The organism is Tropicimonas sediminicola (assembly GCF_900188335.1).
Taxonomy (GTDB): Bacteria; Pseudomonadota; Alphaproteobacteria; order Rhodobacterales; family Rhodobacteraceae; genus Tropicimonas; species Tropicimonas sediminicola.
Window position 1 is genome coordinate 308,316 of sequence record NZ_FZOY01000005.1, and the last position, 12,128, is coordinate 320,443.

Genomic DNA, 12,128 nt, shown 5'->3' on the forward strand with positions numbered 1-12,128 from the left:
GGCTCAGCCGAGCCGGGCGGTCAGGGCGTCGAGCGGCGCCCAGTCGTCCAGCTCCAGCCGAACCGGGACGGTGAGCACGTTCCGCCTGAAGGACGCCGGCATCCGCACGGCGTCCTTTTCCGTTGTGACGAGCTGTGCGCCGAGCAGCTTCGCCTCGGCCTCCAGCCGCGAGATCAGCGCCGGGGTAAGCGGCTGGTGATCCTCCAGCGCCTCGGCGCGCAGGATCTCCGCGCCGAGCCCGCGCAACGTGGCAAAGAACTTCTCCGGGTGACCGATCCCGGCGAAGGCCAGCGCGCGCAGCCCGTCCCAGTCCATCCCGGTGGCCAGCGGTTTCAGAGCGCCCGTTGCATGGGGCAGGCCGGCGCGGGCCACCGCATTGCCCCAGAGATCGCGAAACCGAACCTGCATCGGCTCGGAGCCGATGCTGAGCAACAGGTCGCCGCGCGGCAGGCCGGTCGCCACCGGTTCGCGCAGAGGCCCTGCCGGGATGCAGCGGCCGTTGCCGAACCCATGCGCCGCATCGACGACGATGATGGAGGCGTCCTTGGCGACCGCGGGGTTCTGGAACCCGTCGTCGAGCAGGATCCGCCGCGCACCGGCATCCTCCGCCGCGCGCACCCCGGCGGCGCGGTCGCGGGCGACCCAGACCGGGGCAAAGGCCGCGATCAGCAGCGGCTCGTCGCCCACCTCGTCGGCGCTGTGACTGTTCGGGTCCACCTGCACCGGGCCGGCCAGGCTGCCGCCGTGGCCACGGCTGACCACGTGGGTGCCGTCTCCCAGCCGTTGGGCCAGCGCGATGACGGTCGGCGTCTTGCCGGTGCCGCCGGCGTTGAGGTTGCCGACGCAGATCACCGGGATGCCCGCGCGGTGGCCCTCGCCGCGCGACAGCCGCCGTGCGGTGCCGGCCGCATAGAGCCCCCCGAGCGGAGCCAGCAGGCGCGCCTGCCATCCCGGGGCGTTCGGCGGATTGTGCCAGAAGCCGGGCGCGCGCATCAGCTGCCCCGGTTCCGTATGGCCGAGCTCACCTGCATCGCGAGGCGTTCCACGACCTGCACCCCTTCGGAGGCGATGTCCCAGGCTCCGAGCGCCAGCGACGCGGCAGTTTCGGGCGAGAGCAGCTCGATCACCGCCTGCCCGAGGGCGTCGGGGGTGCCGATGCGATAGCAGGCGCCGGCGGCCTCGAGCTGGGCCAGCGTCGCGGCCTGGCTGCCGCCTTGCGGGCCGGCGATGATCGCGGAGCCGAGCGTTGCCGGGTCCAGCGCGTCCGGCACCTCGGCGCCGAGCAGTGTGCCGCCGAGAAAGGTGACCGGGGCCAGCCGGTAGCAGAGCCCGAGTTCCTCGAGGCAGTCGACGATGAAGACGTCGGTGCTGCCCTGCGGGTCCTCGCCCGCGTCCCGGCGCGCCACGTTCCAGCCCATGCCCGTCAGGCTGCGGGCGAGTTCGGGGCCGAGGTGGTCGGCCACCGGCACGAGGATCAGCAGCAACCGGTGCGCGCTGCGAAGTGCCTGGGCATGGGCGCGGAGCACCGCGTCGATCTCCGGGGCGGCGGGACAGGCGGCGAGCCATACCGGGCGCGTCTGGAGTGCCGAGACAAGCGCCTCGCGTTCGTATTCCACGCAGGGGGGCGGAGGGTGGATCCGGGCCAGCGGTCCGGTGACCTCGATCCGTGCAGGGATCGCGCCGAGCGAGCGGATCGCTTCGGCCTGACCGGAATCGGTCGCGAAGATCCGGTCGAACAGACCGAGCAGGCGCCGTTGCAGGTTGCGCGCGCGGGTTCCCTCGGGTGTCGGCGCAACCGCGTTCTGCAGGAACAGCGGAATGGCCCGGCGGGCGCAGGCGTCGAGCAGAAGCGGCTGGTCGACACTGCCGATCCAGATCGCCGCGTCGGGCATCCAGTAGTCGAGGAACCGATCCACCGGCCTGCGGGTATCGATGGGTGGGTGCTGGTGCAGGATGGCGTCCGCCGGTGTGCCTGCGGGCAGGTCGGGGGCGCTCTCCGAGGTCAGCAGGATCGCCGGCCCGTCGAGGTCATCGTCGAGCCGGTCGCGCAGGGAGAGCAGGGCGGCCGGGTCGATCCCGTCGGGCGCATGGACCCACAGGAGCGTGCCGCGCGGACGGCTGCGCTCGGTCCGGCCCAGCCGCTCGGCGGCGGCGCGGCCTTCCTCGCCTCCGCGCTGTGCTTCGATCGCGAGCCTGCGCGCAAGCGCCGGCCCGTGCAGGCGGGCGCGCAGCCGGGGGATCGTCAGCGCGTCCAAGGGAGCCGGCTCAGCCCAGCTCTTCGGTCGAGGAGGCTTCGGCTTCCTCGTCCCGCAGGCGATGGATGTGGGCGATGAAGTAGCGCATGTGGGCGTTGTCGACCGTCTTCTGCGCGTGTTCCTTCCAGGCGTCATGCGCCGAGGCGTAGTTGGGGAACATGCCGACGATGTGGATGTCGTCCACGTCCTTGAACGCGGTCTTTGACGGGTCGATCAATTCGCCGCCAAAGACGAGGTGAAGGCGCTGAACCATGGAATCCTCCGGGCCTGAATAATGTTTCGCGGCACCCTAGACGGAACCGCCCGTCCGTCAAGCCAAGCTGGGCCCGCGTATCGTCGCGGCGGGCGGTCAGATGGTGGCGCGGGCGTTCAGCCGCTCGATCATCTCGCCATGCACGCCGGGGCTTGCGCAGACAACGCCGCTGGCCTGCCTGCGAAGGCTGTTGAAGACCAGCGGCCGGCCGGTCCGGTCGGAAACCCGGGCGCCGGCCTCCTCGGCGATAAGGCTGCCGGCGGCGATGTCCCATTCCCAGCTGTCGCGCAGGGTGAGCATGGCGTCGAACCGGCCCTGACCGACGAGGCTCAGCCGATAGGCCAGCGAGGACCGGAAGTGCCGGGTGACGGGCGGCAGCCCTCCCGGCCAGTGGGCGGCTTCCAGCGTCGGGTGCGCGGCGAGGATGTCCGCGCCCATCAGCCGCTCGCGCTGGCTGGCATGCAGCGGGCGGTCGTTGAGCCTCGCGCCTCCGCCGCGCTCGGCGGTGAAGAGCCGCTGCAGCATCGGCAGGTAGACCACCGCAGCCGTCACCTGCCCGGCGTCCACCACAGCCAGCGAATGCGCCCAGGTGCGGTGCCCCTCGGTGAAGGCGCGGGTGCCGTCAATCGGATCGACCACGAAGGTGCGGGGGCGGGCGAGGCGGGAGCCGGGCTCGTCCTCGCTCTCCTCCGACATCCAGCCATAGTCGGGGCGCGCCCCGGTCAGCCGCGCCCGGAGCATCCGGTCGACTTCCAGGTCGGCCTCGGTCACCGGGCCCTGGCCGGCGTCCTTTTCCCAGACCGCATGATCGGTGTGGAAATGGCGGCAGGCGATCTCGCCCGCCGCAACCGCTGCGTCGAGCAGCAGCCGGAGGTCACTCCCCGGCAAGCGTCAGCCCCTCGACCAGAAGCGACGGCACAACCCGCGACAGGTGCGGGCGCGCGTCGTTGGCGGGCACGATCCGCTTGAGCATGTCGCGCAGGTTGCCGGCGATGGTGCATTCGTTGACCGGCCAGGCGATCTCGCCGTTCTCGACCCAGAAGCCGGAGGCGCCGCGCGAATAGTCTCCCGTCGTGGGGTTGATCGTGGAGCCGATCATCGAGGTCACCAGCAGCCCGCGCCCCATCTGGGACAGCAGGTCGCCACGGCTGGCGCTGCCTTGGGTGAGCGCGATGTTGGAGACCGACGGCGCGGGCGGGGCCGAGGTGCCGCGCACCGCGTTGGCCGTGCTTCCCAGCCCCAGCTTGCGGGCGCTGGCAAGGTCGAGCACCCAGCCCTGCAGGATCCCGTCGCGGACGATCTCGCGCTCGGCAGTGGGCAGGCCCTCGGCATCGAAAAGCCGCGAGGCCGGGCCGCGCTTGCGCCGTGGCTGTTCGGTCAGCGAGATCCCGTCGGGCAGCACCTGCTCGCCCACCGCGTCGCGCAGCCAGGAAGCGCCGCGCACGATGGCTACGCCATTGATCGCACTGAGCAGGTGCCCGACCAGCGACGAGGCGATGCGCTCGTCGAACAGCACCGGAAAGGTGCCGGTGGGGGGGCGGCGGGCGCCGGCCCGGGCCAGCGTGCGCTCCGCCGCGATCCGCCCGACCTCCTCTGGGGAGGGCAGGTCGGCGCGGTGCGAGCGGCTCTCGCCGTAGTAGTCGCGCTCCATCGCCGTGCCTTCGCCGGTGATCGCGATCGTATAGAGCGCCGAGTCGGTGCGCGTGTAGCCGCCGGAGAATCCGTTGGTCGTCGCCAGGTGCACGCGCCTGCGGCCGTAGCCGGCGGAGCAGGAATTGACCCGGGTGATGCCCTCGTGCGCCAGCGCTGCGGCCTCGGCCTCGCGGGCGGCGCGTTCCATGTCCTCGGGCAGGGGTTCGCCTTCGGGGTCGTCCATGTCGAGGACGCTGCAATCGGTGTCGGTGGCGAGCTGCGACGGCTCGGCCAGTCCGACGCCCGGATCTTCCGGCGCTTCGCGGGCCATGGCGACGGCCCGCTCGGCCATCTCGGTCAGCGTCTCCGGCTTGACCGAGCTGGAGGAGACGCACGCCTGCCGCTTTCCGAGGATCACCCGCAGGCCGACCTCGATCCCCTCGGACCGCTCCGCCTGTTCCAGCGCGCCGCCGCGCACGTCGATGCTGATCGAGGTGCCGTCGATGGCGATCGCGTCCGCGGCCTCCGCGCCAGCCTTGCGCGCGGCCGCAAGCAGGGCCTCGGTGAGCGTGTCGAGTGGTTTGTCCATCGGGGTCCTCGCAAGTAGCAACACCGTCAGGAGCTAGGGCGGAACGCCCGGGCGTGCAAGCGGCTTGCCGCCTCGGCAGAGGTTGAATGCGCAGGATCGCTTCGCATATTCACATTCGCCCCGGTACAGGAACGAAAAGGAGTCACACCCATGCGGTCTGTCCTGCGCGTTGCCCTTGTGATGATGATCCCGGTTCTTGCCGCCACCGCGCCCCCCGCGGCCGCCCAGATCCGCCCGCCCGAGAGCGCCGCCGAGATGCAGCTCTCGTTCTCGCCCGTGGTCAAGCGCAGCGCCCCCGCGGTGGTGAACATCTATGCCTCCTGGGTCAGCGAGCGCCGCGCCAGCCCCTTCGCGAACGATCCGTTCTTTTCGCAGTTCTTCGAGGGCTTCGGCCAGAGCGTGCCGAGAGTTCAGAACTCGCTCGGCTCCGGGGTCATCGTCGCCTCCGAGGGGATCGTGGTCTCCAACTACCACGTGGTGCAGGAAGCGACCGACATCCGCGTGGTGCTCGCCGACCGGCGGGAATTCGACGGCGAGGTCCTGCTGAGCGACCGCGACGCCGACATCGCGGTCATCCGGCTGCAGGGGGCGGAGGATCTGCCGGCGCTGGACTTCGCCGATTCCGATGCGGTCGAGGTGGGCGACCTGGTGCTCGCCATCGGCAACCCGTTCGGCGTGGGCCAGACCGTCTCCAGCGGGATCGTCTCCGCCACCGCCCGCGCCTCCTCGGCGCTGCGCAACGGGCCGGGCTATTTCATCCAGACCGACGCGCCGATCAATCCCGGCAACTCGGGCGGCGCGCTTGTCGACATGTCGGGGCGGCTGCTCGGCCTCAACACCTCGATCCTCAGCCGCTCGGGCGGGTCGAACGGCATTGGCTTCGCGATCCCGTCGAACCTCGTGCAGCGCTACGTGGAACAGGCCCGCGAGGGGCAGGCGGATTTCGTCCATCCCTGGGCCGGGATCGCGGTGCAGCCGGTCGATGGCGACCTTGCGCTCGCCCTAGGGCAGGATCGCCCGGAAGGCGTGCTGGTGTCGGAGATCCACCCCGAGAGCCCCTTTGCCCTGGCCGGGCTTCGGCCGGGAGACGTTGTGCTGACCATCGGCGGCCTGCCGGTCAACGCAGAGGCCGAGCTGGAATACCGCCTGCTGACCCAGGGCTTCGGTGACCGGCTGGCGGTGGGCTTCCTGCGGGACGGTGCGATCGAAGAGATCTCGGTCGAGGTCGGCCCGGCGCCGGACGGCGGGCAGGCGGAGCCGGTGCGGATCGGCGGCGAGAGCCCGCTCGCCGGGCTGCTGGTGGCCGAGGTGACCCCGCGCCTGATCGACGAGCTGGATTTGCCGCTCTCGGCTTCCGGTGTGATCGTGGTCCGGGCGGACGGCCCCGCCGCGCGGCTCGGCCTGCGTCCGGGCGACGTGCTCCGCCGGGTGAACGACGTGCCGATCGAAACCGCGGCGACGGTCACCGAAGCGGCGCGGACCGGAACCCGGCAGTGGGACTTCGAGATCGGACGCGGCAACCGCACATTGCGGCTACAGTTGCGGCGGTAGAGGCTGGGAGATTCTTGCCAATCCCGCAGTGTTGCGGGATACATTGGGAAGGGAGAAAGAGGACGGCCCGGCACGCGCCGGGTCGCGAGGGGACGGTCATGAGTTTGAAAGCATCCGCAGCCGCAATCACCGCGCTTGCCCTTTCGTCGGGGGCAGCCGGCGCAGTCACCTTCCAGGGGGAGTTCTGGGACACCGGGTCGCTCTCGGGGATCGCCGATGCCGAAGCGGCCATCCTGTCCTCGCCCACCGCGCTCTTTACCTCGAGCGGGATCGATTACCCGAACGGCGACAGGAACACGTTTCCGTCCGCCACGACGACCGTCGAGCAGTTCCTCGGCGTCGACGGCGCCTCCCTCACGGGGTCGAATGCCACCCCCTTCGAGACTTCCGTCTTCCGGTTCACCGGTCAGATCTACCTGAGTGGCGGTGCGCAGACCTTCTCGGTCTCGTCCGACGACGGTTTCTGGCTGGATGTGGACGGCATCCGGGTCGCCGAGTTCGCCAGCAATCGCGGCTTCAGGACCACGACCGTGGTCGACAGCAGCTTCACGGCGGGCTTCTACGATTTCGAGCTGGTCTATTGGGAAAACACCGGGTCGGGCGGGATCGAAGCCGCTCTGAACGGCGCTACGCTCGAACCGGTTCCGCTCCCTGCCAGCCTGTCGCTGGCTCTGGCCGGCTTTGCCGGGCTGGGCGTCGCTGCCCGCCGCCGGGCGCGCCGCCGCGCCTGACGCCCCCGGCAAGGATCGTCCCCGCACCTGGCGGCAGGGTGCCATTCCGAACCCGGCATGGACCGCGGCCCGGTCTCGAGCTAACACGTCGTGAGACGCCGGCGGCTTGGTCCGCGCCGCCGCCGGTCCCGATTTCCGGAGATGTGCCTTGCCCCCATTGCCCGGCTCTCCCGGCGAGTTGCGCCGCCTGACGGAGATTTCCACCATCCTGCTCCGCTACGGCTTCGGGGATTTTCTGCGCTATGCGGGCATCGACCGCGTGGTGGAAAAGGCCGGCGAGGTGCTGCACCGGCAGGACAGCGGGCGGCTTGGCGAGTTGCCGGCTCCGGAGCGGATGCGGCGGGCGCTGGAGGAGATGGGACCGACCTTCATCAAGCTCGGCCAGATCCTGTCGACCCGGGTGGACCTTCTGGCGCCCGAGTACATCCGCGAACTGGAAAAGCTCCGCGACCACGTGCCCACGCTTCCCTTCGACGAACTGGTGGTCGAGGTCGAGGCGGAACTGGGCCGTCCGCTGAAGGAGGTCTTCGAGCGGGTCGACATCGTGCCGCTCGCCGCAGGGTCGATCGCGCAGACCCATCGCGCCCGGCTGTCGAGCGGCGAGGAGGTGGTGATCAAGATCCGCCGCCCCGGCATTCGCGGCGTCATCGACGCCGATCTGCGGCTGCTCACCCGCATTGCCCGCTTCGCCGCCCGCCGTTTCGAGGATGTCGCGCGGTTCCAGCCCGAGGCGATCATCCGCGAGTTTGCCAACTCGATCCATTCCGAGCTCGACTTCGCCATCGAGGGCCGCAACGCCGAGACCATCGCCAAGGCCTTCGAGAACGACCCCGCGATCTCCACGCCCAGAGTGTACTGGGACTGGAGCAGCGAGATGATGAACGTGCAGGCCTTCATCGACGGCGTTCCGGGCAGCGACCGGGAGGCGGTCGACGCCGGCGGGTTCGACAAGCGGCGGATCGCGCGGCGGGGCGCCGACGCGGTGCTCAAGATGATGTTCGAGGACCGGTTCTTCCACGCCGACCCGCATCCCGGCAACGTCTTCTACCTGCCCGGCGACAAGCTGGTCTTCATCGATTTCGGCATGGTCGGCCAGCTCAGCCGCCAGCGGCGCGACGAGATGGTGGACCTGCTCCATGGCATGGTGGAGCGGCGCGCCGACAAGGTGACGGAGATCCTGCTCGCCTGGGCGGATGCCGACGAGCGGCAGAACCTCGCGCTCGAGGGCCGGATCGACGCCTTCATAGACCGGGTGCACGGCGTTGCGCTCGAGCGGCTCGATATCAGCGCGCTCACCCGCGATCTCTTTGCGGCGATGCGGGACCACAACCTGACGTTGCCGTCCGACCTCACGCTGATGGCCAAGGCCTTTGCCTCGCTCGATGGCATGGGCCGGCAGCTCGATCCGGAATTCGACATGGTGGCGGTGGCCCAGCCGTTCCTGCAGCGGCAGATGCTCCAGCGGTACTCGCCGGACCGGCTGGCGCGCAAGGCGCGCGACGGCGCGGCGGAAGGGATCGAGCTGGTGACCGGCCTGCCGCGGGACCTGCGCAAGCTGCTCCACATGGCGCAGCGGGGCCGCCTGACGCTCGGCATCGACGTGCAGCGGCTGGAGCAGCATGTCGACCGCTTCGACCGGGCGGTCACGCGGGTTTCCATGGCGATCGTGATCGCCGCGTTGATCATCGGCTCCTCGCTGGTGATGAGCGTCTCCGGCACGCGGCTGCCGGTGGGGCTCTCGGTCTTTGCGATGCTGGGGTTCGCCGCCTCGGTCGTCGGGGGCTTCTGGCTGGTCTACAGCACCTGGCGCTCGGGCGGCCGGCGCTAGGCGCGGGCCCGGCCGGTGCGCAGCAAAAAGCCCTGCCGGCGGGCGGCAGGGCTTGGGCTTTCAGGCGGTCGGGGCCGGATCAGAACGGCAGCGGCGCTCCGTTGATCGTCAGCATGCCGCTGCCGTCGATGGCGATCTCCGAGACCAGCTCGTCCGGCCCGGCGCCCGGCCGCGCGAACATGCCGGTCATCATCCGCACCATCATCACCTGTTCCTGCGGGATCAGGCCCATCCGGGTCAGGTTCTCCAGCAGCGCGTTGCCGCCGACCAGCTTGAGGTTGGCCTTGCCCTCGGGGCGGGGCATGCCGTCGAAGGTGGTGAGGTCGCTGTTGTCGAAGGTGAAGGCGCCGTCGCCGGTGAGCTCCGCGCCGCCGAGGTCGAGCCGCAGCTCGTTCAGCGCCACTTCCTCGACCTCGCCCGGCATCGCCGCGGCCATCATCGCCTCTTCGTCAAAGATATCGACCAGCCAGCGCGCCTTGCCGCCGAGATCGAGGATCAGCGTCGCCGGGTCGCGCGGCAGCACCGCGGCCGGGTCGAACATCGACCAGATCTCCTCGCCGAGGCTCAGGTTCTCGAGCGCCACCCGGAGCGCGAAGGGCGCGGGCGCGTCGCTCTGCTGCACCGGGATCTCGAAGGTGGTGGCGCTGCGGTCGATCTTGGCGGTGACCTGCGGCATCGGGATCCGGCTGCCGGAGATGGTCAGGTCGGCGCCTTCGTAGGCCACGTCGTAGACCATGCGCTCGGCATCGAGCGAGAACCGCGCCTGGCCGCCGGTCAGGCTGCCGCTGGCCTGGACGGTCTCGGCTTCGTCCTGCAGGTCCATGGTGAAGGTGACCGGGCCATAGGTGCCTTCGCCCGAGGTCGCGAACCCTTCGGCCAGCATCTTGGCCATGTCGTCGCTGTTCGACAGGTCCATGTTCTGGCCGCTGGTGGAGGTGGCGATGTCCTGGGCGGTCGCCTTGAGCGCCATGGTCCCCGCGCCTTCGGGGTCCTGCATGTCCAGCGTGATGTCGAAGGAGGAGGCTGTGAAGGCCGACTCGATGGCGCCGGGCGCCGCGCCGGAGACCGAATAGCTGCCGTCGAGCCCCGCGAGCGTCATCAGAAGCTGCATCGGCAGGGCTTCGTCGTTGATCATCAGCTCGGTGACCTCGGCCGACATCGTGGGCGAGGCAACGGCGAAGGCGGTGCCGCCGTCCGCGTCGCTGGCGGTGATCTGCGTGCCGTTCTGCGTCAGCGTCAGCGTGAGATCGACCTTGTCGCCGACCTCGTCGATGCCGGAGACCACGATCGGGATCGTCTCGGACATGGTGATCAGGACGCTGCCGTCGGATTGCTCGGCGAGAGCGATCTCCTCGACCGTGCCCTCGACCGTCATGTCATCGGCCTCGGATGTCACGGTGACGCCGCTGAGGGTCAGCGTGCCGTCCATCATGGCTTCGCCGGAAGTGGTCAGTGTCTGGCCGTAGCTCTCGGCCGCGGCCTTCCAGTCCTCCCAGGCCTGTTGTGCCGTCAGGCTCCAGCCAGCGTGGGGCGCGGCAAAGAGAGCGGCGGCGGAGACCCCGCCCAGAATCCATTGTTTCATGAGGAAACACCCTTCCCTTGGAAATCACTCGCCGCGACTCTCTGCGAGCGCCATGAGAGGGTCAAGGGGCGGCGCCGCGCCGTGCCGCGGTTCGGCGCGAATAGAGGGGCCCGGTAACGGCGACGTGACGGAAAGCCGGCCGGTCAGCCGCTTTCGCCCTATGGTCCGGTGAGGCTGCCATGCCCAGGGTGCGGCCGATGGGCGTGCGAAAACTCTCGCGCAGCCATCTCTCGGACGCTACCAACAGGGCAGGAGCCCCGCCCGCGCGGCGGGATGCGATGTCTGCACTTGGAAGATACGGAAAGGCGATACATGACCGACATGACTGGGAAGGTGGCGCTCATCACCGGGGCCAGCCGCGGGATCGGCGCCGCTGCCGCGCGGGTCTTTGCCGAGGCCGGCGCCAGCGTGGCGCTGGTATCGCGCAGCAACGAGGCGCTGGCCACCTTGGCCGGCGAGATCGGGCAATCCGCGCTCGCGATCCCCTGCGAGGTCTCCCGCTACTGGGAGGTGCAGGCGGCGGTGAGCGCGACGGTGCAGACCTTCGGGCGGCTCGACGTGCTGATCAACAACGCGGGCGTGGTGGAGCCGATCACCCATCTGGCCGATGCCGATCCCGAGGCCTGGAACCAGGCCATCGACATCAACCTGAAGGGCGTCTTCCACGGGATGCGCGCGGCGCTTCCGGTGATGCTGGACCAGGGCGCGGGCACCGTGCTGACCGTCAGCTCCGGGGCCGCGCACGGCCCGGTGGAGGGCTGGAGCGCCTATTGCGCCTCCAAGGCCGGGGCTGCGATGCTGACGCGCTCGCTCGACAAGGAATACGCCCATCTCGGCATCCGCGCGCTCGGCCTTTCGCCGGGAACCGTGCAGACCGAGATGCAGCGGGTGATCAAGGCGAGCGGCGTCAACCCGGTCAGCAAGCTCGACTGGAAGGACCACATCCCGCCGGAATGGCCGGCGAAGGCGCTTCTGTGGCTGTGCGGGGTCGAGGCCGACGAGTTCGTCGGGCAGGAGGTCAGCCTGCGCGACGAGGACATCCGCCGCCGCGTGGGGCTTGTTGAATGATCGCCCTCGACAAGCAGGATGTCGTCTGGACCCTCCGCCTCAACCGGCCGGACAAGGCCAACTCGCTGACCCGCGAGATGCTGCGCGAGATCGAGAGCATCACCGCAGAGGCCGAGCAGGCGGGCATCGCCGCGCTGGTTCTGACCGGCGAGGGCAAGGTGTTTTCCGCTGGCGCCGATCTTGAGGAGGCGCGCGCCGGTCTGGCGACGGCGGGGGTGTGGGAGCGGGTCAGCGCGCGGATCGCCGGCCTGCCCTGCCTGACCGTGGCGGCGCTGAACGGCACGCTCGCGGGCGGCGCTTTCGGCATGGTGCTGGCCTGCGACATCCGGATCGCCGTGCCGCAGGCAAAGTTATTCTATCCGGTGATGAAGCTCGGCTTCCTGCCGCAGCCGTCGGATCCGCAGCGGATGGCGGCGCTGATCGGGCCGGCCCGCACCCGCATGATCCTGATGGCCAGCCAGAAGATCGACGCCGAGACGGCGCTGGCCTGGGGGCTCGTGGACCGGCTGGTCGAGCCGGAGGCGCTGGCCGCCACGGTCGAGGAACTGACCGAGGCGGTGCGCGCGGCGCCGGCGGAAATCCGCGCCGGCATCAAGGGGATGATCCCGGGCTGAACGTCCGGGACGCCGGGAATGAAGC

General features: G+C 70.2%; 11 protein-coding genes. 5 read left to right on the forward strand and 6 right to left on the reverse strand.

Annotation, left to right across the window (positions count from 1 at the left end; translation table 11 throughout):
• Nucleotides 1-3: 3 nt before the first annotated feature.
• The 5 genes from lpxK to CHB86_RS14940 form a co-directional block, all read right to left on the reverse strand.
• Nucleotides 4-993, reverse strand: coding sequence for a tetraacyldisaccharide 4'-kinase (gene lpxK / locus CHB86_RS14920; protein WP_089233850.1), 990 nt, complete (start codon nucleotides 991-993; stop codon nucleotides 4-6).
• The gene (locus tag CHB86_RS14925) at nucleotides 993-2,255 is read right to left on the reverse strand and encodes a 3-deoxy-D-manno-octulosonic acid transferase (protein WP_176442891.1); all 1,263 of its coding nucleotides are present in this window, start codon (nucleotides 2,253-2,255) and stop codon (nucleotides 993-995) included. The genes lpxK and CHB86_RS14925 overlap by 1 nt, the downstream gene beginning before the upstream one ends.
• A gap of 10 nt (nucleotides 2,256-2,265) precedes the next feature.
• The gene (locus CHB86_RS14930; protein WP_089233852.1) at nucleotides 2,266-2,508 is read right to left on the reverse strand and encodes a DUF4170 domain-containing protein; all 243 of its coding nucleotides are present in this window, start codon (nucleotides 2,506-2,508) and stop codon (nucleotides 2,266-2,268) included.
• A 96-nt stretch (nucleotides 2,509-2,604) separates the two neighbouring features.
• Nucleotides 2,605-3,396 (reverse strand): inositol monophosphatase family protein, encoded by a 792-nt coding sequence (locus tag CHB86_RS14935; RefSeq protein WP_089233853.1) that lies wholly within the window; start codon nucleotides 3,394-3,396, stop codon nucleotides 2,605-2,607.
• Complete coding sequence (locus CHB86_RS14940; RefSeq protein ID WP_089233854.1) at nucleotides 3,383-4,729, reverse strand: TldD/PmbA family protein; 1,347 nt, start codon at nucleotides 4,727-4,729, stop codon at nucleotides 3,383-3,385. Before CHB86_RS14940 ends, CHB86_RS14935 begins: the two co-directional genes overlap by 14 nt.
• A 150-nt stretch (nucleotides 4,730-4,879) precedes the next feature.
• On the opposite strand from CHB86_RS14940, the gene CHB86_RS14945 reads away from it, so the two are divergent.
• From CHB86_RS14945 to CHB86_RS14955, 3 genes are all read left to right on the forward strand, one after another.
• Nucleotides 4,880-6,280, forward strand: coding sequence for a trypsin-like peptidase domain-containing protein (locus tag CHB86_RS14945; RefSeq protein ID WP_245837988.1), 1,401 nt, complete (start codon nucleotides 4,880-4,882; stop codon nucleotides 6,278-6,280).
• A gap of 98 nt (nucleotides 6,281-6,378) precedes the next feature.
• Nucleotides 6,379-7,011 (forward strand): PA14 domain-containing protein, encoded by a 633-nt coding sequence (locus CHB86_RS14950; protein WP_089233855.1) that lies wholly within the window; start codon nucleotides 6,379-6,381, stop codon nucleotides 7,009-7,011.
• A 148-nt stretch (nucleotides 7,012-7,159) separates the two neighbouring features.
• A complete protein-coding gene (locus CHB86_RS14955) occupies nucleotides 7,160-8,839 on the forward strand; it encodes an ABC1 kinase family protein (RefSeq protein ID WP_089233856.1) in 1,680 nt (559 codons plus the stop codon).
• 79 nt (nucleotides 8,840-8,918) lie between these two features.
• Here the strand turns inward: CHB86_RS14955 and CHB86_RS14960 are convergent, their stop codons facing one another.
• Nucleotides 8,919-10,421, reverse strand: a complete 1,503-nt coding sequence (locus tag CHB86_RS14960; protein ID WP_089233857.1) for a DUF2125 domain-containing protein — start codon at nucleotides 10,419-10,421, stop codon at nucleotides 8,919-8,921.
• Nucleotides 10,422-10,733: 312 nt separating this feature from the next.
• On the opposite strand from CHB86_RS14960, the gene CHB86_RS14965 reads away from it, so the two are divergent.
• Both CHB86_RS14965 and CHB86_RS14970 read left to right on the forward strand, forming a co-directional pair.
• Entirely contained in the window at nucleotides 10,734-11,489 is a 756-nt protein-coding gene (locus CHB86_RS14965) for an SDR family oxidoreductase (RefSeq protein WP_089233858.1), read from the forward strand.
• The gene (locus tag CHB86_RS14970) at nucleotides 11,486-12,103 is read left to right on the forward strand and encodes an enoyl-CoA hydratase/isomerase family protein (protein WP_089233859.1); all 618 of its coding nucleotides are present in this window, start codon (nucleotides 11,486-11,488) and stop codon (nucleotides 12,101-12,103) included. Before CHB86_RS14965 ends, CHB86_RS14970 begins: the two co-directional genes overlap by 4 nt.
• Nucleotides 12,104-12,128 lie beyond the last annotated feature (25 nt).